The 23,454-nt window shown below is 71.1% G+C and carries 25 protein-coding genes; 13 read left to right on the forward strand and 12 right to left on the reverse strand.

The window, feature by feature from the left end; all coding sequences use genetic code 11:
• Positions 1-13 precede the first annotated feature (13 nt).
• From ACT26F_RS06250 to ACT26F_RS06265, 4 genes are all read left to right on the forward strand, one after another.
• Positions 14-541, forward strand: coding sequence for a hypothetical protein (locus ACT26F_RS06250; RefSeq protein ID WP_471669641.1), 528 nt, complete (start codon positions 14-16; stop codon positions 539-541).
• Positions 535-1,428 (forward strand): hypothetical protein, encoded by an 894-nt coding sequence (locus tag ACT26F_RS06255; RefSeq protein WP_471669642.1) that lies wholly within the window; start codon positions 535-537, stop codon positions 1,426-1,428. Before ACT26F_RS06250 ends, ACT26F_RS06255 begins: the two co-directional genes overlap by 7 nt.
• A 19-nt stretch (positions 1,429-1,447) precedes the next feature.
• On the forward strand, positions 1,448-2,515 hold the full coding sequence (locus ACT26F_RS06260; RefSeq protein ID WP_471669643.1) for a DNA polymerase domain-containing protein: 1,068 nt from the start codon (positions 1,448-1,450) through the stop codon (positions 2,513-2,515).
• Positions 2,516-2,814: 299 nt separating this feature from the next.
• Entirely contained in the window at positions 2,815-3,123 is a 309-nt protein-coding gene (locus tag ACT26F_RS06265; protein ID WP_471669644.1) for a DUF2510 domain-containing protein, read from the forward strand.
• Between the two features lie 7 nt (positions 3,124-3,130).
• Here ACT26F_RS06265 and ACT26F_RS06270 read toward each other — a convergent pair whose 3' ends face one another.
• Complete coding sequence (locus ACT26F_RS06270) at positions 3,131-4,219, reverse strand: ATP-dependent DNA ligase (RefSeq protein ID WP_471669645.1); 1,089 nt, start codon at positions 4,217-4,219, stop codon at positions 3,131-3,133.
• Positions 4,220-4,250: 31 nt separating this feature from the next.
• Between ACT26F_RS06270 and ACT26F_RS06275 the strand changes: the two genes are divergently transcribed.
• The 3 genes from ACT26F_RS06275 to ACT26F_RS06285 are packed head-to-tail and all read left to right on the forward strand — an operon-like array spanning position 4,251 to position 6,825.
• Positions 4,251-5,195 carry an ABC transporter ATP-binding protein gene (locus tag ACT26F_RS06275; RefSeq protein ID WP_471669646.1) on the forward strand — a complete coding sequence of 315 codons (945 nt, stop codon included), beginning with the start codon at positions 4,251-4,253 and terminating at the stop codon, positions 5,193-5,195.
• The gene (locus tag ACT26F_RS06280) at positions 5,192-5,962 is read left to right on the forward strand and encodes an ABC transporter permease (protein ID WP_471669647.1); all 771 of its coding nucleotides are present in this window, start codon (positions 5,192-5,194) and stop codon (positions 5,960-5,962) included. Before ACT26F_RS06275 ends, ACT26F_RS06280 begins: the two co-directional genes overlap by 4 nt.
• Positions 5,953-6,825, forward strand: coding sequence for a COX15/CtaA family protein (locus ACT26F_RS06285; RefSeq protein ID WP_471669648.1), 873 nt, complete (start codon positions 5,953-5,955; stop codon positions 6,823-6,825). Before ACT26F_RS06280 ends, ACT26F_RS06285 begins: the two co-directional genes overlap by 10 nt.
• Here ACT26F_RS06285 and ACT26F_RS06290 read toward each other — a convergent pair.
• From ACT26F_RS06290 to ACT26F_RS06300, 3 genes are read right to left on the reverse strand one after another with little or no spacing between them, the layout of a single operon-like run.
• Positions 6,719-7,252 carry a GNAT family N-acetyltransferase gene (locus ACT26F_RS06290; RefSeq protein WP_471669649.1) on the reverse strand — a complete coding sequence of 178 codons (534 nt, stop codon included), beginning with the start codon at positions 7,250-7,252 and terminating at the stop codon, positions 6,719-6,721. The two genes, ACT26F_RS06285 and ACT26F_RS06290, sit on opposite strands and share 107 nt — an antisense overlap.
• Complete coding sequence (locus ACT26F_RS06295; protein ID WP_471669650.1) at positions 7,249-7,620, reverse strand: hypothetical protein; 372 nt, start codon at positions 7,618-7,620, stop codon at positions 7,249-7,251. Before ACT26F_RS06295 ends, ACT26F_RS06290 begins: the two co-directional genes overlap by 4 nt.
• A 19-nt stretch (positions 7,621-7,639) precedes the next feature.
• Positions 7,640-8,623, reverse strand: a complete 984-nt coding sequence (locus ACT26F_RS06300; protein WP_471671660.1) for a heme o synthase — start codon at positions 8,621-8,623, stop codon at positions 7,640-7,642.
• 34 nt (positions 8,624-8,657) lie between these two features.
• On the opposite strand from ACT26F_RS06300, the gene tkt reads away from it, so the two are divergent.
• The 6 genes from tkt to pgl are packed head-to-tail and all read left to right on the forward strand — an operon-like array spanning position 8,658 to position 16,651.
• On the forward strand, positions 8,658-10,841 hold the full coding sequence (tkt, locus tag ACT26F_RS06305; RefSeq protein ID WP_471669651.1) for a transketolase: 2,184 nt from the start codon (positions 8,658-8,660) through the stop codon (positions 10,839-10,841).
• A 23-nt stretch (positions 10,842-10,864) separates the two neighbouring features.
• Positions 10,865-11,953: a transaldolase gene (gene tal / locus ACT26F_RS06310; protein WP_471669653.1), complete on the forward strand. Its 1,089-nt coding sequence runs from the start codon at positions 10,865-10,867 to the stop codon at positions 11,951-11,953.
• A 3-nt stretch (positions 11,954-11,956) separates the two neighbouring features.
• A complete protein-coding gene (locus ACT26F_RS06315; RefSeq protein ID WP_471669654.1) occupies positions 11,957-13,516 on the forward strand; it encodes a glucose-6-phosphate isomerase in 1,560 nt (519 codons plus the stop codon).
• Positions 13,513-15,030, forward strand: coding sequence for a glucose-6-phosphate dehydrogenase (gene zwf, locus ACT26F_RS06320; protein WP_471669655.1), 1,518 nt, complete (start codon positions 13,513-13,515; stop codon positions 15,028-15,030). Before ACT26F_RS06315 ends, zwf begins: the two co-directional genes overlap by 4 nt.
• A complete protein-coding gene (locus ACT26F_RS06325) occupies positions 15,030-15,950 on the forward strand; it encodes a glucose-6-phosphate dehydrogenase assembly protein OpcA (RefSeq protein ID WP_471669656.1) in 921 nt (306 codons plus the stop codon). The genes zwf and ACT26F_RS06325 overlap by 1 nt, the downstream gene beginning before the upstream one ends.
• Entirely contained in the window at positions 15,947-16,651 is a 705-nt protein-coding gene (pgl, locus tag ACT26F_RS06330) for a 6-phosphogluconolactonase (RefSeq protein ID WP_471669657.1), read from the forward strand. The genes ACT26F_RS06325 and pgl overlap by 4 nt, the downstream gene beginning before the upstream one ends.
• A gap of 188 nt (positions 16,652-16,839) precedes the next feature.
• Here pgl and ACT26F_RS06335 read toward each other — a convergent pair whose 3' ends face one another.
• From ACT26F_RS06335 to rapZ, 8 genes are all read right to left on the reverse strand, one after another.
• Complete coding sequence (locus tag ACT26F_RS06335) at positions 16,840-17,196, reverse strand: RNA polymerase-binding protein RbpA (RefSeq protein WP_471671661.1); 357 nt, start codon at positions 17,194-17,196, stop codon at positions 16,840-16,842.
• Positions 17,193-17,429, reverse strand: a complete 237-nt coding sequence (secG, locus tag ACT26F_RS06340; protein ID WP_471669658.1) for a preprotein translocase subunit SecG — start codon at positions 17,427-17,429, stop codon at positions 17,193-17,195. Before secG ends, ACT26F_RS06335 begins: the two co-directional genes overlap by 4 nt.
• A 16-nt stretch (positions 17,430-17,445) precedes the next feature.
• Complete coding sequence (gene tpiA / locus ACT26F_RS06345) at positions 17,446-18,243, reverse strand: triose-phosphate isomerase (protein WP_471669659.1); 798 nt, start codon at positions 18,241-18,243, stop codon at positions 17,446-17,448.
• Complete coding sequence (locus ACT26F_RS06350) at positions 18,240-19,469, reverse strand: phosphoglycerate kinase (RefSeq protein ID WP_471669660.1); 1,230 nt, start codon at positions 19,467-19,469, stop codon at positions 18,240-18,242. The genes tpiA and ACT26F_RS06350 overlap by 4 nt, the downstream gene beginning before the upstream one ends.
• Positions 19,470-19,480: 11 nt before the next feature.
• Positions 19,481-20,479, reverse strand: coding sequence for a type I glyceraldehyde-3-phosphate dehydrogenase (gene gap, locus ACT26F_RS06355; RefSeq protein ID WP_471669661.1), 999 nt, complete (start codon positions 20,477-20,479; stop codon positions 19,481-19,483).
• A gap of 98 nt (positions 20,480-20,577) precedes the next feature.
• A complete protein-coding gene (gene whiA, locus ACT26F_RS06360) occupies positions 20,578-21,561 on the reverse strand; it encodes a DNA-binding protein WhiA (RefSeq protein ID WP_471669662.1) in 984 nt (327 codons plus the stop codon).
• Positions 21,562-21,619: 58 nt separating this feature from the next.
• A complete protein-coding gene (locus ACT26F_RS06365) occupies positions 21,620-22,594 on the reverse strand; it encodes a gluconeogenesis factor YvcK family protein (RefSeq protein ID WP_471669663.1) in 975 nt (324 codons plus the stop codon).
• Complete coding sequence (gene rapZ / locus ACT26F_RS06370) at positions 22,591-23,454, reverse strand: RNase adapter RapZ (RefSeq protein ID WP_471669664.1); 864 nt, start codon at positions 23,452-23,454, stop codon at positions 22,591-22,593. Before rapZ ends, ACT26F_RS06365 begins: the two co-directional genes overlap by 4 nt.

Consider the following 23,454-nt stretch of genomic DNA (forward strand, 5'->3'; position numbering starts at 1 on the left):
TTATCATGGCCGCATGCTGCTCAGGGGGAAGCGCATCGCGGCCGTCGTCGTGACGCTCATGTCCATGTCCATGCTCGCGTCCTGCGGAGGTTCGGCCGACGAGCCCGACCCCACGACCGCCACGTCCGCCTCGGCCACGCCGACGGCGTCCGACGAGGCCGATGCCGCGGCGGTGCTCGAGAAGTTCTGGACCGAGCGGGTGCGCGTCGAGACCTCGGGCGACTACGACTCGGCCGACTTCACCGGGATCGTCGCACCCGATGCGATCGAACCCATCAAGCAGCGCTACAGCCAGTACGACGACGGCGGCTTCCACCGGGTCGGCGAGCCGCAGCTGCGCGACTACACCACCGTGGTCGACGGCGACACCGCGATCGCGACGGTGTGCGTCAACGAGGACGACTGGGGCGCCGAGGCCGACGGCAAGATCGTCGAGTCCGAGCCCGCGGGCTGGTACGCCTCCAGCCACGCACTCGAGCAGACCGACGGCGCGTGGCTCATCGTGGGCGACGCCAAGACCCCGGCGGGGGTCACGTGCTGACCGCGGCTCGCCGGTTCACGATCGTCGCGGTGGCGTGCGCGGCGGCCGTCGTCGGTCTCGCGTCCGTGGCTCACGCCGCGACCTGCAGCGCCTGGGGCGACGTCGATCCCGACCAGCCCGGGATCCAGTACGGCTGCGTCAGCTGGACCGGCGGCGGCAACGACGGCGGTGGCGGCGGCGATGACGGAGGCGGCGGTGGCGGCGGGTCCAGCGAGCCGTCGTGCACGTTCTTCGACCTCTGGAACGACTTCTGCAGCGGCCCGCGGGCCTGTTTCATCAACGACCCGGCCGCGATCCAGGACCTGGACGAGGCGCGCGAGGTCACCCCGGGCCTGTCGGACCAGCCGGAGGAGGCCGACCACCTGATCTACACCAGCTGCCGGCGCGACGCGAACGACGACGAGGTCCAGACGTACTACTGGGACTCGGAGTTCGACGAGGGACCGACGCTCGAGGAGCGCATCGTGGCCGCGCGGGGGGCCTTGGTCCTGCCGACGGTCCGACCCGTGTTCAATCCGCCGACGCGGACCCTGGTCAACCTCGAGACGTGGTGGTGGGCCGAGGGCGCGTCGACCGGCGAGGTCGTCGGGTCGGAGGCCCTGGGCCTGCGGGCGATCGCGACGCCACGCGGCATGACCGTGACCGCGGCCGGCCAGACGCTCCAGTGCCCCGTCGTGACGCAGCGCTCGGACGCCTGCGCCATGACGTTCCGGCGCGCGGGCGACTTCACCGCCACGATCACGATCGTCTACGACATCCGCTTCGAGATGAACGGCACCGTGATCGACGTGCCCACGGGCGCGGAGGACCTCACCTCGATCACGACGTCCGGGACGACGCAGGTGCCGGTGCTCGAGGTCCAGTCGATCGTGACCGACGTCGACTGAACCGGCGTAGGGTCGGCTCATGGCGGCGTCGGCAGTCGAGGTCGAGGCGGGTGGACGCGCGGTACGCGTCTCGTCGCCCGATCGGGTGATCTTCGAGGCGACCGACCGCACGCCTGCCATCACGAAGCTCGAGGTCGTCGAGTACTACGTGGCTGTCGGCGACGGGCTCATGCGCGCCCTCGACGAGCGCCCGACGACGCTCGAGCGCTGGCCGAAGGGCTTCCGGCCCGACATGGTGATGGCGACGCGGGCCGACGGGCACGGGGACGCGTTCTACCAGAAGCGCGTGCCCAAGGGCGCTCCCCCGTACCTGGAGACGGTGCGCATCCACTTCCCGTCCGGCCGGCGTGCGGACGAGATCTGCCCGACGGAGATCGCCGTGGCGGCGTGGGCGGCGCACATGGGCACCCTGACGTTCCATCCGTGGCCGGTCCGTCGCGCCGACGTGGACCACCCGGACGAGCTGCGCATCGACCTCGACCCGCAGCCCGGCACCGACTTCCACGACGCCCAGCGCGTCGCCCGGTCCGCCAAGGAGCTGCTCGAGGAGATCGGCATCCGCGGCTTCGCCAAGACCAGCGGCAACCGTGGCGTCCACGTCTTCGTCCGGATCGAGCCGCGCTGGACGTTCACCGACGTGCGTCACGCCGCGCTCGCGTTCGGCCGGGAGCTGGAGCGTCGCGACGAGGGCGTCACGACCAAGTGGTGGAAGGAGGAGCGCGGCGAGCGGATCTTCGTCGACTTCAACCAGAACGCGCGCGACCGCACGATCGCCAGCGCGTACAGCCTCCGCCCCAAGCCGGGCGCTCCGGTCTCCACTCCGCTGACGTGGGACGAGCTGTTCGACGTCGAGGACCCGCGCGACCTCAACCTCACGACCGTGCCGGCGTTGTTGGCGCAGCGTCCGGACGCGTGGACCGAGATCGACGACGTCCAGCACTCGCTGGAGACGATGCTCGAGTGGTACGACCGCGACGAGGCCGAGGGACTGGGCGAGATGCCCTACCCGCCGGACTACCCGAAGATGCCCGGCGAGCCGCGACGGGTGCAGCCCAGTCGCAAGCGCGCCGAGGCAGATTCAGGGTGAAACTCCGAGTTGAACCCTCGTTGCCACGGCGCGATCCGCATCCGCCACCTAGGTTGGGCGTGCCCCGAACTTCGGTCGGGGTGTGGGCCGTCTTGCAGCAGCGGCCCCGGGAATCGCCCCAGTCAGCATCGGGAGGCTGGGGCGATTCCTTGTCCCCTGCACCGCACATCGCGATTCGGCCCGGGATACCGCCACAACTCGGTGTTACATCATGGATCGATACGCGCACCGTCTGTCACACAGGAACCGTCCCGCCAGTCTCCCTCGGCGGGGCGGTTCCGCTCGGTTAGGGTCGGGCCGTGAGCGTTCGCAAGGCCCCCGCCGGCTGGTACGACGATCCCGCCGGTGGCGGAGGACGTCGCTACTGGAACGGCACGACGTGGACCCAGCGGGTCGAGACCGGCCGATCGTCGGCCCGCCCCGTCGACCGCGACCGGCTCCCGGACGGCTACATGATGCTCAACGGACACCGGGTGAAGCTGGGCACGAAGGCCGTCGCGATCCGGGCGGCGCGGTCCCACGGCGTCCGGAACCTCGTGGCGTTCCTCGTGGTCGCCGGGGTCGCGTTCCTCGGGCTCGTCTGGCTGTTCTCGACCCTCGGCGGGTGATCCACGCCTACTGCAGGACGTCGGCGAGGTCGTACCTCGCGACCTCCTCCAGCTGCTCGTAGGTGCACGACTGCGGCTCGCGGTCGGGACGCCACCGCTGGAACCGCGCGGTGTGGCGGAACCGGGCATGGTCGCCGGCGCCCTCCATGTGCTCGTAGCCGACCTCGGCGACGCGCTCGGGGCGCAGGGGCACGAACGAGAGGTCCTTCGTGCCCGTCCACCGGCTCTGCCCACCGGGAAGGCGCCCCTCGGCCTGGGCCGCCTCGTCGCGCCACGACGCCCACGGGTGCGACTCCCCCTCGCCGACCACGAGCGGCGCGAGCTCCGTCACGAGCTCGGCCCGTCGGGTCTCGGTGAACGAGGCGGCCACGCCCACGTGCTGCAGCCGCCCGTCGTCGGCATGGATGCCCAGCAGCATCGACCCGAGCAGAGGGCGCTCGGCGGTCGAGTTCTTGTGCAGGCGGTACCCCGCCACGACGACGTCGGCGGTCCGGGCGTGCTTGACCTTGATCATCGCGCGACCGTTCGGCGTGTACGGGGCGTCGAGCCGTTTCGCGATCACGCCGTCCAACCCCGCGCCCTCGAAGCGCTCGAACCACCGCTCGGCCTCCTCGGGGTCCTCGGTCACGCGCGTGACGTGCACGGGAGGCCGGGCGTCCGCGAGCGCGTCCACGAGCGCCGGCCGGCGCACCGACAGGGGCTCGTCGAGGAACGACCGGTCCCCCAGCGCCAGCAGGTCGAACGCCACGAACGACGCCGGCGTCGCCTCGCTCAGCATCGTGACCCGCGACGCCGCCGGGTGGATGCGGCTCGTCAGCGCGTCGAAGCTCAGCCGACCGTCCTGGGCGATCACGATCTCGCCGTCGAGGACGCAGCGGTCCGGCACGTTGGCCCGGATCGCCTCGACCACCTCGGGAAAGTAGCGGGTCAGTGGCTTGGTGGACCGACTGGCGATCTCGACCTCGTCGCCGTCACGGAAGATCACGGCGCGGAAGCCGTCCCACTTCGGCTCGTACGTGAGACCACCACCGGCGGGAACGGCCTTGGCGGACTTCGCGAGCATGGGCGCCAACGGGGGCTGCACGGGCAGGTCCATGGGCCCAAACTGCCACATCTAGACTGTCCCGGTGCCCCACTCGTCGACGGATCCGGCTGTCGAGGTCCGCGACCTCGTCATGCACTACGGTCGCGGCGACAAGATCGTCCGCGCGGTCGACGGGCTGAACCTCGCGGTCCCGCCCGGCTCCGTCACCGCGATCCTGGGCCCGAACGGCGCCGGCAAGACCACCACGATCGAGACGTGCGAGGGCTTCCGGCGACCGCAGTCCGGCACGATCCGCGTCCTGGGCCTCGACCCGGTGGCCGACGCCGCTCAACTGCGGCCCCGTGTGGGCGTCATGCTGCAGTCCGGCGGCGCCTGGCTGGGCGTGCGGACCGACGAGATGCTCCGGCACGTCGCCTCGCTGTACGCCGAGCCGCTTGACGTGGACGGCCTCGTCGAACGACTCGGGATGGGCGGGTTCGCCCACACGTCCTACCGACGCCTCTCCGGCGGCCAGAAGCAACGGCTGTCGCTCGCGATGGCGATCGTCGGCCGGCCCGAGCTGGTGTTCCTCGACGAGCCGACCGCGGGCCTGGACCCGCAGTCACGGCGAGCCACGTGGGACCTCGTCGACGAACTGCGGCGCCACGGCGTCACCACGGTCCTGACGACCCACTACATGGACGAGGCGCACGAGCTGTCCGATCTCGTCCACATCATCGATGCGGGCCGCGTCATCGCGTCCGGCACGCCGTCCGAACTGGTTGCCGAGGGAGCCCGGAACACGATCCGCTTCCACGCCCCGGCCGGCCTCGACCTCGAGTCGCTCACGAAGGAACTGCCCGACGGCGCCGGCGTCACCGAGCCGAGCCCCGGTCACTACGTCGTCGCGACCGAGGTCGACCCGACGGTGCTCCACCGGGTCACGGGCTGGTGCGCGGCACACGACGTCCTCGTGGAGTCGGTGCTGGTCGAACGACAGACCCTCGAGGACCGGTTCCTCGAGCTCACCGGCCGGGAGCTGAGATGAGCGACGTGGACCTCTCCCCCGCACCCGGCGCCGCGCCGGCCGCCCGCCGGCTGCTCAGCCAGGCGCGGATGGAGCTGCGCCTGACGCTGCGCAACGGCGAGCAGGTGTTGTTGACGTTCATCATTCCCGTCCTGCTGCTCGTGGCGGGCTCGCGGTCCGATCGGCTCGTCGGCGGGGACCGGCCGATCGACGTCGTCGCCCCCGGGGTGCTCGGCCTGGCGATCCTGTCCACCTCGTTCACGTCGCTCGCGATCGCGACGGCCTTCGAGCGGCGCTACGGCGTCCTGAAGCGGCTCGGCGCCACGCCCCTGTCGCGCACCGGGCTGCTCGGCGGCAAGGTGCTCGCGGTCGCCGTCGTCGAGGCCGGCCAGTTCGTCCTGCTCTCGCTCCTGGCCCTCGCACTCGGTTGGAACCCGACGGGCGGCGCCTCCGCCTGGTTCTGGCTCGTCGTCCTGGCCCTGCTCGCGACGATCGCCTTCGGCGGTCTGGGCCTGCTGATGGCCGGCACGCTGCGTGCCGAGGCGACGCTCGGACTGGCCAACCTCGTGTACGTGCTGCTGCTCGTCGGCGGCGGCGTGCTGCTCCCGCTCGACCGCTATCCCGATGCCGTGCACGACGCGCTGGTCCTGCTGCCGTCGGGCGCGCTCGGCGAGGGTCTGCGGCACGCTTTCACGACCGGGTCGCCCGGTACCGTCGAAGTGGTGGTGCTCGCCGTGTGGGCCGTCGTGGCCGCGGCCGCCGCCGGAAGGTGGTTCAAGTGGGAGTGACGCAGGCCGGCCGACGCACCTCGTCGCGGTCAACGGTCGAGAAGTGGGCGTGGGCGAACCTCGCCGCCAACATCGTCATCATCCTGACCGGTGGCCTGGTCCGGCTCACGGCGTCGGGCCTCGGCTGCCCCACGTGGCCGCGGTGCACCGACGAGTCGTTCGTGCCCCACGGCGCCCTCGGCTGGCACGGGATCATCGAGTTCGGCAACCGGACCCTCACGTACGTGCTCATCGTGATCGCCATCGGCACGGTCGTCGCCGTGTGGCGCTGGCCCGGGGCGACCCGGGCGCAGTGGCGCCTCGCGCTCGGCATTGCCCTCGGCATCCCGTTCCAGGGCGTGATCGGCGGCATCACCGTCCTGACCGAGCTCAACCCCTGGGTCGTCGCGCTGCACCTCGTGCTGTCGATGGCGCTCGTCGTCGCGGCCACCGCCTTCCTCGTCAGCGTGCGCGGAGGCGAGGGCACGGTCGACCGGACCCCGGCGATGCTCGTGCGTGCGGCCTACGTCGTCCTGCTGGCGGCGATCTATCTCGGCACGATCGTCACGGGCAGCGGCCCGTACGCCGGCGACGCCGACGCGCCGCGCAACGACCTCAACCCCGAGACGTGGAGTCGCGTCCACGCGTTGAGCGTCTGGACCTTCCTGGTCCTCGCGGTCGTGGCGACCGTCCTGCTGCGTGGTCGGGCCCGCCGGGCCGGGCTGCTCGTGCTCGCCGTCGGCGCGGCCCAGGGCCTGATCGGCTACGTCCAGTACTTCACTGATCTGCCGATGGCCCTCGTGGCGATGCACCTGGTCGGTGCGGCCGTTCTGTTGGCGACGGCCACGCGGTGGGTGCTGGTGGCGCGGCCCGTCTCATCGTGAACGTGCCCTCCTCGTCGGGCTCGCCGGGCACCAGCACGAAGCCCTGATCGCAGTAGAACCCGATCGCGTCGGCGTTCCCGGCCATCACCCGCAGGCCCACCGCGCTCCCGTCCGCCTCCGCCACGACGGCGGCCACGAGTGCGACGCCGACTCCGCGGCCACGCACCTCGGGAGCGACCCACATCGACACCAGCTCGAGCCCGTCGCCGGCGTCCAGGCCGACGATCCCGACGTCATGGCCGTGCTCGTCGACGGCGAGGAACGAGGCCCCCGGCGCGGCGAGCCGGGCCCGCCAGTGCGGTTCATCGTCGGGGCGCGCGTGAGCACCGGCACTGAACGCCTCCGGGTCGGTCTGCAGGCCACGACGGCGCACGGCCCGCAGGCGGCGCCAGTCGTCGGCCGTGGCGCGCTCGATCCGGACGGTCACGCGGCCGGGTTCTGGCGGCGGCTCTCGAGGTGTTGGCGCACGGACCACGAGACGACCACCAGCACCGTCGCTCCGATCGCCGCACCGATGCCGATCATGAGCACGCCCACGAGGTACAGCCCCGTCTCGTCGTCGGACCAGCTCGACGCCACCGCGGCGCACAGGCCCACGACCGACGACACGATGATCGGCAGCAGCAGCGTGCGATCGGCGAGCCAACCGAAGACGATGCCGAGCGCGATCAGGATCAGCACCACGGGCACGACCTGACCCACGGTGTACTGGTCGTCGTCGTCACGGCCGAGGAACACCCACCACGTGGCGGCGGTGCAGAGGGCGGGTACGAGCCAAGCGATCATTCCGCGCATGGCGCGAGCGTAGCCCGGCTCAGCGGAAGAAGGGATCCAGCGCGGCCGAGACGAACAGCAGCGCGAGGTACGCGTTCGAGAAGTGGAACAGGCGCATCGGCTTGATGACCGACAGCTCCTCGGACTCGCGGGTGCGGGCACGCAGGTCGTAGGCCTCGATGAGGAACACGATGCCCAGGATGATCGCCATCGACGGGTAGAACCACCCGGTGTACGCGACCGGCCACACCACGAGCGACGTGATGACCGTGGCCCACGTGTAGCGGACGATCTGCCGTCCGACCTCGGCCGCCGGCGCGACCGACGGCAGCATCGGCACCGAGGCCGCCGCGTAGTCCTCGCGGTAGCGCAGGGCCAGCGCCCAGAAGTGCGGCGGCGTCCAGAAGAACACCACGAGGAACAGCACGATCGGCGTCCACGCCAGCTCGTTCGTCACGGCGGTCCAGCCGATCAGCGGCGGGAAGCAGCCGGCGGCACCGCCCCACACGATGTTCTGCGTCGTGCGGCGCTTGAGCAGCATCGTGTAGCCGACGACGTAGAAGACGTTCGCGGCGAGAGCCAGGATCGAGGAGAGCCAGTTGACCGCGAAGCCGAGCCACAGGGTCGAGACGACGCCGAGCACGAGCCCGAACACGAGGGCGTTGCGGGTGCCGACCTGGTGCCGCGGGAGCGGGCGGCGGGCCGTGCGGCGCATCTTCTGGTCGATGTCGGCGTCGACGACGCAGTTGAGCGCGTTCGCCGAGCCGGCCGAGAGCGCGCCGCCGACGAGCGTCGCGACGACGAGCCACAGGTCGGGGACGCCCTGCTCCGCCAGGAACATCACGGGGACCGTGGTCAGCAGGAGCAGCTCGATGATGCGCGGCTTCGTGAGCGCCACGTACGCGAGGAGGACGTCCCGGCGGCCGGGTCCGTCGGCTGCGGTGTCGTCTCGGGTCGCGTGCGGAAGGACGGTCACGTGGCAGAGTCTAATGCCCGGCGGATAGTCTCGAACCCAAGACCTCAGCGACCCATCCCACGCAGACCCCAGGAGTGCCGCGGTGACCGACGCCCCCATCACCACCCAGCCCACGATCGAGTGGTCGGAGGTCGACGACCGCGCGGTCGACACGGCGCGGCTGCTGGCGGCCGACGCCGTCCAGAAGGCCGGGCACGGCCACCCCGGCACGGCGATGAGCCTGGCCCCCGCGGCCTACCTGATCTACCAGAAGCTCATGAACCACGATCCCGCCGATCCGACGTGGCTCGGCCGCGACCGGTTCGTGCTCTCGTGCGGGCACTCGAGCCTCACGCAGTACGTCCAGCTGTTCCTCGCGGGCTACCCGATGGCGATCGAGGACCTCAAGTCGCTGCGCACGTGGGGCAGCCAGACTCCGGGCCATCCCGAGTACGGCCACACCCCCGGCGTCGAGGTGACCACCGGGCCGCTGGGCCAGGGCATCGCGAACGCCGTCGGCATGGCGATGGCCGCCCGCCGCGAGCGGGGCCTGTTCGACCCGTACGCGGGCGCCGGCGAGAGCCCGTTCGACCACGACATCTACGTGATCGCCTCCGACGGCGACATGCAGGAGGGCGTGTCCGGCGAGGCCTCGTCGCTCGCCGGCCTGCAGCAGCTCGGCAACCTGACGCTGCTGTACGACGACAACAAGATCTCGATCGAGGACGACACCGACGTCGCGTTCACCGAGGACGTCGCGCTGCGCTACGAGGCCTACGGCTGGCACGTGCAGACGGTCGACTGGACCCATGGCGGCGGCGAGTACCGCGAGGACGTCCACGCCCTGGCCGACGCGTACGCGGCGGCGAAGAGCATCACCGATCGACCCAGTCTGATCGTCCTGCGCACGATCATCGCGTGGCCCGCGCCGCACGCCCAGAACACGGGTGCCTCGCACGGATCGGCTCTCGGCGTCGACGAGATCCGCGCCACGAAGGAGCTGCTCGGCTTCGATCCCGACGTCGACTTCGCGGTCGACGACGAGGTCCTGGCGCACACGCGGCAGACCCTCGAGCGCGGTGCGGCGGCGCATGCCGAGTGGCAGACGCGCTTCGACCTGTGGGTGACGGCCAACGGCGACCGCAAGGAGCTGCTCGACCGGCTGTCCGCCCGTGAGCTGCCCGCGGGCTGGGACGCCGACCTGCCCGTCTACGAGCCGAGCGAGAAGGGTGTCGCGACCCGCGTCGCGTCGGGAGACTTCCTCGCGGCCGCCGCGCCGCGGCTGCCCGAGCTGTGGGGCGGTTCGGCCGACCTGGCCGGCTCCAACAACACGACGCCCAAGGGCGAGCCCTCGTTCCTGCCGCCGCAGAACTCGACGAAGAAGTTCACGGGCGACTGGTACGGCCGTGTGCTGCACTTCGGCATCCGCGAGCACGCGATGGGCTCGATCATGAACGGCATCGCGCTGCACGGCCCGACGCGCCCCTACGGCGGCACGTTCCTGGTCTTCAGCGACTACATGCGACCGGCGGTGCGCCTCGCTGCCCTGCAGGAGCTGCCGGTCACCTACGTGTGGACGCACGACTCGATCGGCCTGGGCGAGGACGGACCCACGCACCAGCCGGTCGAGCACCTGGCCGCGCTGCGGGCGATTCCCGGCCTCGACGTCGTCCGCCCCGCGGACGCCAACGAGACGGTCGCCGTGTGGAAGAACGTCCTCGAGCGCCAGCACCGGCCCGCCGCGCTCGCGCTGAGCCGGCAGAACCTGCCGGTGTACCCGCGCGACGGTGAGTTCGGCGCCGCCGACCAGGCCGCGAAGGGCGCGTACGTCCTGCTCGACTCCCCGGCGGACCTCGAGAAGGACGTCCCGGACGTCGTCCTGGTTGCCACGGGCTCGGAGGTCCAGCTCGCCGTCGAGGCCCGCACGCTGCTCGCGCAGGAGGGCATCGCCGCGCGCGTCGTGTCGATGCCGTGCCGCGAGTGGTTCGAGGAGCAGGACGCCGCGTACCGCGACGAGGTGATCCCCCCGGCCGTTCGCGCCCGGGTCGTCGTCGAGGCGGCCGTGGCCTTCGGCTGGCGCGACGTGGTCGGCGACGCCGGCCGGATCGTCTCACTCGAGCACTTCGGCGCCTCGGCGCCCTTCACCGAGCTCTACGACCGCTTCGGCATCACCGCCGTCGCCACCGCGGAGGCTGCGCGCGAGTCCGTCGCGGCAGCCCAGCACGAAGGCGGCGTGCCCGTCTTCGCCCGGCCGACCGGACCGGTCCTGCCGGACACCAGCCACTGATCCATCACACAGGAGCGATCGACATGACCGAACGACTGAAGGCACTCAGCGACGCGGGGGTGTCGATCTGGCTCGACGACCTCTCCCGTGAGCGCATCGAGAGCGGCAACCTCGCCGACCTCGTCGCGAACCGTCAGGTGGTGGGTGTCACGACCAACCCGACGATCTTCGCGTCCGCACTCTCCAACGGCGAGCGGTACGAGGGACAGGTGGCCGAGTTGAAGGCCGCCGGGGCTGACGTCGACGCGGCGGTGTTCGCGCTGACGACCGAGGACGTCCGCAACGCGTGCGACATCCTCAAGCCCGTGTACGACGCTACCGACGGCGTCGACGGCCGCGTGTCGATCGAGGTCGAGCCCGGTCTGGCACGCGACACCGACGGCACGGTCGCGATGGCCGAGCGGCTGTGGGCCGAGGTCGACCGGCCGAACCTGCTCATCAAGATCCCCGCGACCCGTGAGGGCCTGCCGGCCATCGCGGCGGCGATCGCCAAGGGCATCAGCGTCAACGTGACCCTGATCTTCTCGCTCGAGCGCTACCGCGGCGTCATGGACGCCTACCTCTACGGCCTTGAGCAGGCCGACGCCGAGGGACGCGACCTGTCGACGATCCACTCCGTCGCGTCGTTCTTCGTCAGCCGGGTCGACGCGGAGGTCGACGGACGCCTGCCCGCCGACAGCCCGCTGCGCGGCAAGGCCGCACTGGCCAACGCCTGGCTCGCCTACGCGGCGTTCGAGGAGGTCTTTGCCTCCGACCGGGCCCAGGCCCTGCTCGCGAAGGGCGCGCACCCCCAGCGGCCCCTGTGGGCCTCCACGGGCGTCAAGGATCCGGCGTACCCCGACACGCTGTACGTCTCCGAGCTCGTCGTCGCCGACACGGTGAACACGATGCCGGAGAAGACGCTCGACGCCTTCGCCGACCACGGTGAGCTCACGGGTGACACCGTCAGCGGTCGCGGCGCCGAGGCACAGCAGGTCATCGACGACCTCGAGGCACAGGGCATCTCGTACGACGAGGTCGTCGACAAGCTGGAGGTCGAAGGCCTGCAGAAGTTCGACGACTCGTGGGCCGAGTTGCTCGACACCGTCCGGAACGAACTCGACAAGGCCTGAGCCATGAGCCTCGACGTGACGCTTCAGGTTCCCGACCAGTCCGCGCTCGACAGCCAGGTCGCCGATCTGGTCGACGCCGGCTTCGCATCGAAGATGTTCGCCGGCGATGGAACGCTGTGGGGTCCGGCGGCCGAGTCCGAGTCGTCGATCCGGCTCGGCTGGACGGGGCTGGCCCAGACCTCGCGACCCCTCGTCCCCGAGATCCTCGCCCTGCGCGACGAGCTCGCCGGACGGGGGATCACGCGGGTCGTGCTGTGCGGGATGGGCGGCTCGTCGCTGGCCCCCGAGGTCATCTGCGCGGCGGCGGGCGTTCCGCTCGACGTGCTCGACTCCTCGCAGCCAGACATGGTCCGCTCGGCGATCCACGACCTCGAGTCGACGGTCGTGGTGGTCTCCAGCAAGTCCGGCGGCACGGTCGAGACCGACAGCCAGCGGCGGATCTTCGAGCAGGCGTTCAGCGACGCCGGGCTCGACCCCGCCGGGCACCTGGTCGTGGTCACCGATCCCGGCTCCCCGCTCGACGAGCAGGCGACGGCGGCCGGCTACCGCGTGTTCCACGCCGATCCGCACGTCGGTGGCCGGTACTCGGCCCTCACGGCCTTCGGGCTGGTGCCGAGCGGGCTCGCCGGAGCGGACATCGGCGGACTCCTGGACGAGGCCGAGCAGGTCTCGTCCGAGCTCGCTGCGGACTCCCCCGCGAACGTCGGGCTGACGCTCGGCGCGGCGCTAGGCCTCGCGGCGGGACAGGGCGTCGACAAGGTCGTGCTCCTCGACCGCACGGGCCACGGGGTGGGCGACTGGATCGAGCAGCTCGTTGCCGAGTCGACCGGCAAGGACGGCACCGGCATCCTGCCGGTCATCGCCCTCACGGACGACGACCCGGTCACGGCCGACGAGGTCGTCGTGCACCTGGGTACCGACGTCCTGCCGGACCAGCCCTGGAGTGGCGCGATCGATGCTCCGCTCGGCGCGCAGATGCTGTTGTGGGAGGTCGCCACGGCCGTCGCCGGGCGCCTCCTGGGGATCAACCCGTTCGACCAGCCCGACGTCGAGAGCGCCAAGGCTGCCGCCCGCGAACTGCTCGGCGGGGGCGCGGCCGCGCCCGGGCCGGACGCGGTCGACGGCGACGTCGAACTGTACGGCACGTCGGCGGGCACGCTCGCCGAGGCGATCGACGGGCTGCTCGCGCAGGTCGGCGACCGCGAGTACCTCTCGCTGCAGTTCTACCTGGACCGGTGGGAGTCGTCCGGACTCGAGTCGCTCGCCCCCGCGCTCGCCGCTCGCCTCGGTCGGCCCGTGACGTTCGGCTGGGGACCGCGGTTCCTGCACTCGACTGGTCAGTACCACAAGGGCGGCACGCCGGTCGGGGTGTTCCTGCAGGTCACGTGCGACCCGGCCGAGGACCTGGCCGTCCCCGGCCGCGACTTCACGCTCGGTGAGTTCATCGCGTCCCAGGCCGCCGGCGACGGAGCCGTGCTGAGCGATCACGGCAGGCCCGTACTGCGGCTGCACCTGCGCGACCTCGCGGCGGGCCTGGCTGCGGTCAAGGACGCGCTGGCGTGAGCACGAACCCGCTGAGGGACCCTCGCGACCGGCGACTGCCCCGGATCGCGGGGCCGTGCAGCATCGTGATGTTCGGCGTGACGGGCGACCTCGCCCGCAAGAAGCTGATCCCGGCGATCTACGACCTCGCGAACCGCGGCCTGCTGCCGCCCGGCTTCGGTCTGGTCGGCTTCGCCCGGCGTGACTGGGGCGACGGCACCTTCGCGGCGCTCATCAAGAAGGCCGCGAAGGCCGGCGCCCGCACCGAGTGGAGCGAGACGGTCTGGAAGCAGCTCGCGGCCGGCATCAAGTTCGTGCCCGGCCAGTTCGACGACGACGAGTCGTGGGACCAGTTGGCGCTGACCCTCAAGAAGCTCGACGAGAAGCAGGGCACGGGCGGCAACCACGCGTTCTACCTGTCGATCCCGCCGGGCCTGTTCCCCACCGTCGTGGCGAAGATCGACGAGCACGGCCTGGCCGACGAGTCCGTCGGCTGGCGACGGGTCGTCATCGAGAAGCCCTTCGGCCACGACCTGGAGTCCGCCACCGAGCTGAACCAACTGATCGGCAACGTCTTCGACGCCGAGTCGGTGTTCCGCATCGACCACTACCTGGGCAAGGAGACGGTCCAGAACATCCTGGCGCTGCGGTTCGCCAACCAGCTGTTCGAGCCGGTCTGGAACGCCCACTACGTCGACCACGTGCAGATCACGATGGCCGAGGACATCGGCATCGGCTCGCGCGCCGGGTACTACGACGGCATCGGGGCGGCCCGCGACGTCATCCAGAACCACCTGCTGCAGCTGCTCGCACTCGTGGCGATGGAGGAGCCGGTCTCCTTCGAGGCCGCGAGCCTGCGCACGGAGAAGCAGAAGGTGCTGCGCAGCGTGCGGCTGCCCGACGACCTCGATGCGCACACGGCACGCGCCCAGTACGTCGAGGGCTGGGCCGGCGGCGAGCCCGTCGTCGGCTACCGCGACGAGGACGGCACCGACCCGAAGTCGATGACCGAGACGTTCGCCGCGATCCGGCTCGACATCGACACCCGCCGCTGGGCCGGCGTCCCGTTCTACCTCAGGACGGGCAAGCGCCTCGGGCGGCGCGTCACCGAGGTCGCCGTGGTGTTCAAGAAGGCACCGCACCTGCCGTTCGAGAGCAACGACGTGACCGAGCTCGGCCACAACGCGCTCGTGATGCGCATCCAGCCCGACGAGGGCACCACGCTGCGCTTCGGGGCGAAGGTTCCCGGCACCACGATGGAGATCCGCGACGTCAACATGGACTTCGTCTACGGCGGCTCGTTCGTCGAGAGCAGCCCCGAGGCGTACGAGCGACTCATCCTCGACGTCCTGCTCGGCGACCCGCCGCTGTTCCCCCAGCACGAGGAGGTCGAGCTGTCCTGGCAGATCCTCGACCCGATCATCGAGCACTGGGCTCGGCGGCGGACGATCGACACGTACGAGTCCGGAACGTGGGGTCCGCAGTCGGCCATCGACATGCTGGCCCGCGACGGACGTGTCTGGAGGCGGCCCTGATGGATCTCACCCTCGAGAACACCCGGTCGTCGAGCGTCGCGAAGGCGCTGACCCGGGGCCGTGCCGAGGCGGGCTCTCCCGCGATGGACATGGTCCTGACGTTCGTCATCGTCACCGACGAGGACAACGTCGCCGAGGCGATGAAGGCCGCCAACGTCCTGCAGCACGAGCACCCGGCCCGCGTCCTCGGCGTGATCCTGGGCGACGGACGCGGCAAGCCGCGCCTCACGGCCCGCGTGCGGGTCGGCGCGGGCGCGCCCGGCGAGTCGGTGCTGCTGCGCATGTCCGGTCCCCTCGTCAAGCACGCCGAGTCGGCGGTGCTGCCGCTGCTCGTGCCCGACTCCCCCGTCGTCGTCTGGTGGCCGGGCGTGGGCCCGCTGGAGCCCTCGACCGATCCGATCGGCCGGCTGGCGAAGCGTCGGCTCACCGACTCCGAGCGCACCCCCGATCCCGTGCGCTGGCTGCACCGGCTCGCTCCGGGGTACAGCCCCGGGGACACCGACCTGGCGTGGACACGACTGACGCTGTGGCGGGCCCTGCTCGCCGCCGCCCTCGACCAGACGAGCGGTGCGGTCACCTCGGGCAGGGTCGTCGCGGACGACAAGAACCCGGTCGCGATCCTGCTGCGCGCCTGGCTGCAGTGCCGTCTCAACGTGCCGATCGCGTTCGAGGACGACAACGCCGCGTCGCAGGTCAGCCGGGTCACCCTGCACACCGACGTCGGGGACATCGACATCCGCCGGACCAGCGCGATGAGCTGCGAGTTCAGCGTCCCGGGCTCGTCCTCGCGTGTCGTGCCGATCCGGCGGCGCACGATCCCCGAACTGCTGGCCGAGGACCTGCGGCGGCTCGACGCCGACGAGATCTACGGTGAGACGCTCCAACATCTCACCGCGAAGAAGCGGAGGACCCGACGATGACGATCGAGGTGTTCGAAGGACCCGACGAGCTCGCGGCCGCGGTGTCTCGCCAACTGGCCGCACGCGTCCAGGCCATCGCCACGACGGGCCGTGCGCCACTCATCGTGCTCACCGGAGGCACGATCGCCGGGCGGATCTACGCGCGGTTCTCCGACGAGAACGCCGACTGGGCGGCCGCGGAGTACTGGTGGGGTGACGAGCGCTTCGTCCCCGACGGTCACGAGGACCGCAACGACCGGCAGGCACGCGAGGGGTTCCTCGACCGACTCGCGGTGCCCGACGAGCACGTCCATGCGATGCCGGCCCACGGCTGCGACCTGTCGATGGCCGAGGCCGCCGACCAGTACGCCACGACGCTGCCCGACGGACCGTTCGACGTGGTCCTGCTCGGCGTCGGCCCCGATGCGCACATCGCCTCGCTCTTCCCGGGTCACCCGCAGGTGCACGAGCAGGAGCGGTACTGCGTCGAGGTGTTCGACTCCCCCAAGCCACCGCCGCAACGGATCACGTTGACCTACCCGGCACTGAACCACACGCGAGCAACGTGGTTCGTGGTCTCGGGCGCGGACAAGGCCGACGCGGTGGCCACGGCGCTCGCCGGAGCCCCGATCGACGAGGCGCCCGCCGCGGGCGCGCGCGGGATCGACGAGACGATCTGGTTCCTCGACGCGGGTGCCGCGTCGAAGTTGCCGCGCGGCTGATCTCGATACGGACCGAGCTCGCAGAGCTCGCCGGCCCTACTCGATCACCGAGGCCGGTGGTCGAGTGCCGCGAGGAGCCACGCTTGGCGGGCGCTGCCCGGACCTGACCGGGTTTCGAGGCTTCAGGCGCTGGGCGCCCTCGCACCTCAACCTCTTCGAGCGATCGGGCGCGGAGCGCCCTCATGCTCTCAGAAGATGATCTCGCCCGTCCGGCGCTTGGAGCGCAGGGTGTCGAGGGCTTCCTTGAGGATGTCGGCCGCCTCGGTCTCGGAGCGGCGCTCCTTCACGTAGGCCAGGTGCGTCTTGTACGGCTCGGTCTTCGGGGCGTCGGGCCGGTTGTCGGAGTCGACGCTGGCCGGCATGCCGCACTTCGGGCAGTCCCAGTCAGCGGGCACCTCGGCCTCGATCGCGAACTGCAGCGTGATCGAGTGGTCGTTGACGCAGAAGTACGACACCGACTGGCGCGGCGCAGCCTCGCCGCGCTCGGCCTCGCCCATGGGGCCCGAGCCGATGCGGCTGCCCCGGATGGCTCCGGCCGCCATCAGTTGCTGACCTTGAGCAGCAGACCGAGCGCGAAGATGCACACGACCCACACGACGGCGACGCCGATCGTGATGCGGTCGAGGTTGCGCTCCGCGACGGACGAACCGCCGACCGAGCTGGACATGCCACCACCGAACATGTCGGAGAGGCCGCCGCCACGGCCCTTGTGCATGAGCACGAGGACGATCATGAGCAGGCTGCTCAGCGCCAGCAACACGGAGAACGCGATGATCACGTTCGCTCCTTCTGGGTCAGGACCCCGCGAGGTCCGGCATGTCGTAGAACCGGGCGATCCCCGCGAACTCCTCCGCCACCAGGCTGGCCCCGCCGACAAGTGCTCCGTCGACGTCCTGCTTGGCCATGATGGCGGCCACGTTCGCTGCTTTGACCGATCCGCCGTACAGGATACGTGTCTGGTCCGCAGCCTCCACACCCCAGGTCTCCGCAAGGCGTCCACGGATGGCCGCGCACACCTCCTGCGCGTCCTCGGGAGTGGCCACCTCGCCCGTGCCGATCGCCCAGACCGGCTCGTACGCGATGACGAGGGCGGCGACCTGCTCGGCCGAGAATCCGGCCAGCGAGCCGTCGAGCTGCGCGAGCGTGTAGGCCACGTGCTCGCCGGCCTGGCGGACCTCGAGGCCCTCGCCGACGCACACGATCGGGGTCATCCCGGCGGCGATCGACGCGGTCGCCTTGGCGTTGACCAGCGCGTCCGACTCACCGTGGTAGTCGCGTCGCTCGGAGTGGCCGACGACGACGTACGAGCAGCCGAGCTTGGCCAGCATCGCGGCCGACACCTCGCCCGTGTACGCGCCACCGTCGTGCGCCGACACGTCCTGGGCGCCGTAGCCGATCGACAGCTTGTCACCGTCGACGAGCGTCTGGACGCTGCGCAGGTCGGTGAACGGCGGGATCACGACGACCTCGCTCTTGGCGTAGTCGTGCTTCTTGTCCGACAGCGTCCACGCCAGCTTCTGGACGAGGACCACCGCCTCCTGGTGGTTGAGGTGGGACTTCCAGTTCCCGGCCATCAACGGCGTGCGCGTCATCGCCCCTCCTCGGACTCGTCGGACTCCTCCAGCACGGCCAGGCCCGGCAGGGTCTTGCCCTCCAGGTACTCCAGGCTCGCGCCACCGCCGGTCGAGATGTGACCGAACTGGTCGTCGCTGAAGCCAAGCTGACGCACGGCCGCGGCCGAGTCGCCACCGCCGACGACCGACAGGCCGTTCAGCTCCGTGAGCGCCTCGGCGACCGCCTTGGTGCCGGCCGCGAACGGTGCCATCTCGAACACGCCCATGGGTCCGTTCCAGAAGACCGTGCGCGCGCCGCGGATGACGTCGGCGAACGCAGCGCCCGAGACGGGACCGATGTCCAGTCCCAGCTGGTCGTCGGGGATCGCGTCGATGCCGACGACGCTCGCGGGCGAGTCGGCCTTGAACTCCGGCGCGACGACGACGTCCGTGGGCAGCACGATCGTGACGCCGAGGTCGGCGGCGCGGTCGAGGTAGCCCTTCGCGACGTCGATCTGGTCCTCCTCGAGCAGCGACTTGCCGACGCCGTGACCCTGGGCGGCGAGGAACGTGAAGACCATGCCCCCGCCGATCAGCAGCGTGTCCGCCTTCGTCATGAGGTGGTCGATCACGCCGAGCTTGTCGGAGACCTTCGAGCCGCCGAGCACGACCGCGTACGGGCGCTCGGGTTCCTCGGTGAGCCGCTTGAGGACCTCGACCTCGGCCTGGACGAGACCGCCGACCGCCGAGGGCAGCCGCTTCGCGATGTCGTACACGCTGGCCTGCTTGCGGTGCACGACGCCGAAGCCGTCGGAGACGAACGCATCGGCGAGCCTGGCCAGCTCGTCGGCGAACGCACCCCGCTCGGCGTCGTCCTTGCTGGTCTCGCCAGGATTGAACCGGACGTTCTCCAGCAGTGCCACCTCGCCGGCCTTGAGCTCGACGGCCGTGCGCTGGGCGTCGACCCCGACGGTGTCGGCGGCGAACCGCACGGGCTGGCCCAGCAGCTCGCTCAGCCTCGAGGCCACGGGAGCCAAGGAGTACTGGGGATCCGGCTCGCCCTTGGGACGTCCGAGATGGGCGGCCACGAGCACCTGCGCACCGTTGTCGAGGAGCTTGCGGATCGTCGGCACGCTGGCGCGCACCCGCCCGTCGTCGGTGATCTTCTTGCCATCGAGCGGGACGTTCAGGTCGCTACGGACCAGGATCCGCTGACCCTTGAAGTTTCCGCCGAACTCCTCGAGCAGGTCGTCGATCGTCTTCACGATCGTCGACCTCAGAGCTTGGATCCGACGAGCGACGTGAGGTCGACGAGGCGGTTCGAGTAGCCCCACTCGTTGTCGTACCAGCCGACGACCTTGACGAGATCGCCGGTGACCTTGGTCAGCGGCGCGTCGAAGATGACCGAGTGGGGATCGGTGACGATGTCGGTCGACACGATCGGGTCCTCGTTGTACTTGATGTACTTCGAGCCCTCCGCGGCGGCCTTGACGATCTCGTTGATCTCCTCGACCGAGGTCTCACGACCGGCCGTGAACGTCAGGTCGGTGGCCGAGCCGGTCGGCGTCGGGACGCGCAGCGCGTAGCCGTCGAGCTTGCCCTTGAGCTCGGGCAGGACGAGCGCCACGGCCTTGGCCGCACCGGTCGACGTGGGGACGATGTTGAGCGCGGCCGCCCGGGCGCGACGCAGGTCCTTGTGCGGCGCGTCCTGCAGGTTCTGGTCCTGCGTGTAGGCGTGGATCGTCGTCATCAGGCCACGCTCGATGCCGATCGCGTCGTTGAGCGCCTTGGCCATCGGGGCGAGGCAGTTCGTCGTGCACGAGGCGTTCGAGATGACGGTGTGCGCGGCCGGGTCGTACAGGTCGTCGTTGACGCCCATGACGATCGTGATGTCCTCGTTCTTGGCCGGGGCCGAGATGAGCACCTTCTTCGCGCCGCCGTCGAGGTGCGCCTTGGCCTTCGTGGCATCCGTGAAGAAGCCGGTCGACTCGATCACGATGTCGGCGCCGACCGAGCCCCAGTCGAGGTTGGCCGGGTCGCGCTCGGCCCATGCGGCGATCGTCTGGTCGCCCACGTGGATGTTGGCGTCGTCGTGGCTCACGTCGGCGTCGAGACGGCCGAGGATCGAGTCGTACTTGAGCAGCGTCGCGAGCGTGTTGTTGTCCGTCAGGTCGTTGACGGCCACGATCTCGAGGTCAGCACCGGCGGCACGCGCCGCGCGGAAGAAGTTGCGGCCGATGCGGCCGAATCCGTTGATGCCTACGCGAACGGTCACGGGGAGCTCCTGTGCGTGGTGGGGAGAGACGTGCTTACGTCTTCACCCTACCCACGTCGAAGGCCACCGCGCACCGGTGCCTCCGGCGTACGGGACGCTCAGCCGTCGGCGAGCTCGGCGGCGTTGAGTCCGGCCTCGGTGTCGGGCAGGCCGAGCTCGTGCGCTCGCTTGTCCGCCATCGCCAGCAGGCGGCGGATCCGACCGGCGATCGCATCCTTCGTCAGCGGCGGCTCGTGCAGCTGGCCGAGCTCCTCCAGGCTGGCCTCGCGGTGCTCGACGCGCAGCGTGCCGGCCAGCTTGAGGTGATCGGGGACGCCGTCGCCGAGGATGTCCAGGGCGCGCTGGGCGCGGGCGCCGGCCGCGACCGCGGCGCGGGCGGACCGACGCTGGTTGGCGTCGTCGAAGTTGGCTAGCCGGTTGGCGGTGGCGCGGACCTCGCGACGCATCCGCCGCTCCTCCCACGCCAGCAGGGTCTCGTGGGCGCCGAGCCGCGTCAGCAGCGCGCCGATCGCCTCGCCGTCGCGGATCACGACGCGATCGCCGCCGCGCACCTCGCGCGCCTTCGCCGAGACGCCGATGCGGCGTGCCGCACCGACGAGGGCCAGTGCGGCCTCGGGGCCGGGGCAGCCGATCTCGAGCGCGGACGACCGGCCCGGCTCGGTGAGCGACCCACGGGCCAGGAAGGCACCACGCCATGCCGCCACGGCGTCGCAGGACGGGCCGGACACGACCTGGGGCGGCAGGCCACGGACGGGGCGACCGCCGCCGTCGACGAGTCCCGTCTGGCGGGCCAGCAGTTCGCCGCCCTTGGAGATCCGCACGACGTACATCGTCGTCTTGCGGACACCGGCGCCCTGCTGGACGATCAGCTCGCTCTCGTGGCCGTACACATCGGCGATCTCCTGGCGCAGTCGCCGGGCGGCGGCCGCGGTGTCGAGCTCGGCCTCGATCACGATGCGACCCGACACGATGTGCAGGCCACCGGAGAAGCGCAGGGTGGTCGAGACCTCGGCCTTGCGGCAGCACGCCTTCGTCACCGGGATCCGGGCGAGCTCCGCCTTGACCTGTGCCGTCATCGCCATCGACCCACCAGCCTCCTGTTCCGTCGCGGCGGCCACACGTGTCGCCGCTCGGGCCACTCTATGCCCGGGCCGGTGACGCCGTACCGAACGTTCGGGAGAAGACCTCCGCCAGTGCCGACGGATCATGCTGGTCGACGTCGGAGGCCGACCGGACGTCGGCCGTGACGAGCTCGGCGCCGAGCGCACCGGCGGCCTTGACGAGCGCCGCGACGTCGCCCGTGCTGCGCGAGTCCGCGACCACGACGTCGAGGTGCAGGGCGGGGGCGTGCTCGGCGAGCACCTCGAGGTGCTCGTCCGGCGTGAGGTGCTCGGTCTCGCCCGGCTGGCCGACGAGATTGAGCACGAGGGCGCGCCTCGCGGAGGTGCGCAGCAGCGCCTGGCGCAACTCCGGGACGAGCAGCGTCGGCATGACGCTCGTGAACCACGACCCGGGACCGATCGTGACCCAGTCGGCGGTCTCGAGCGCCGCGACGGCCTGAGCGCACGCGGGCGGGTCGGCGGGATCGAGGCGCACCCCCAGGATCCGACCCGGGGTCGTCGCGACCTCGGCCTGACCCCGGACGATCTCGGTCCGGCCGTCGGGGAAGGCGACGTCCGCCTCGATGTCGAGCGGCACGTTCGCCATCGGCAGGACCCGGCCGTGCGACCTGAGCAGCTCGGCGACCATGTCGAGGCCCGCCACCTGGTCGCCCTCCATGTCCCACAGCGCGGCCAGCAGGAGATTGCCGACGGCGTGGCCGGCGAGCGGCCCACCTCCGGCGAAGCGGTGCTGCAGGATCTCGGCCCAGGCCCGGCCCCAGTCGTCGTCGCCGCACAGCGCCGCGAGCGCCATCCGCAGGTCGCCGGGCGGCAGGATGCCGAACTCCTCGCGCAGGCGCCCGGAGGACCCGCCGTTGTCGGCGACCGTGACGATCCCGGTGAGCCGGTCCGTCACCCGTCGCAGCGCCGTGAGTGTGGCGGCGAGCCCGTGGCCTCCACCGAGCGCCACGACGGCAGGGCCCACGGCGGCCGGGCCGCTCGTGGGCGAGGTCATTCGCGCCCCAGGTCGCGGTGGACGGTGAGCGTCCGTACCCCGGCGTCGCGCAGCCGACTGCTCAGCGCCTCCGACATCGCGACGCTGCGGTGACGCCCGCCCGTGCAGCCGATGCCGACGGTGAGGAACAGCTTGTCCTCGTCGAGGAAGCCGTTCGTCAGCAAGGACAGCAACTCGACGTAGCGGTCGAGGAACTCCTGCGACCGCGGCTGCCGTCGGACGTAGTCGCGCACGGGCTCGTCGAGTCCGCTGAGCGGGCGCAGCTCGTCGATCCAGAACGGGTTGGGCAGGAATCGCATGTCGGCGACCATGTCGGCGTCGATCGGGATGCCGTACTTGAACCCGAACGACACGACCGTGACGTGCAGGCCGTGCTCGGCCTCGTCCTCGAACGCCTCCCGGACGCGGGCCGCGAGCTGGTGCACGTTGAGCCGGCTCGTGTCGATGACGATGTCGGCGCGACCGCGGATCGTCCGCAGCAGCTCGCGCTCGCGGACGAAGCCGTCCATGAGCCGGCCCTGTCGGCTCAGCGGGTGTGGCCGGCGGGCGGCCTCCTGACGGCGGACGAGCACCTCGTCGGCCGCCTCGAGGTACATCGTGCGGACCTTCACACCCAGGTCGTGGACCGACTCGATCGCGTCGACCAGCCCGAAGAAGAACGTGCGCGAGCGCGAGTCGACGACGACCGCGAGCCGATCGATGTCCTCGGCCGCGTCGACGGAGGCGACGAGGTCGTCGAGCATGCCCGGCGGCAGGTTGTCGACGACGTAGTAGCCGAGCTTCTCGAGGGCCTTGGCGGCCGTGCTGCGACCGGCGCCGGTCATGCCCGTCACCAGGACGAACTCCGTGAGCTTCGTCAT

The sequence above is a fragment of the Aeromicrobium sp. SP1 genome (assembly GCF_055663785.1).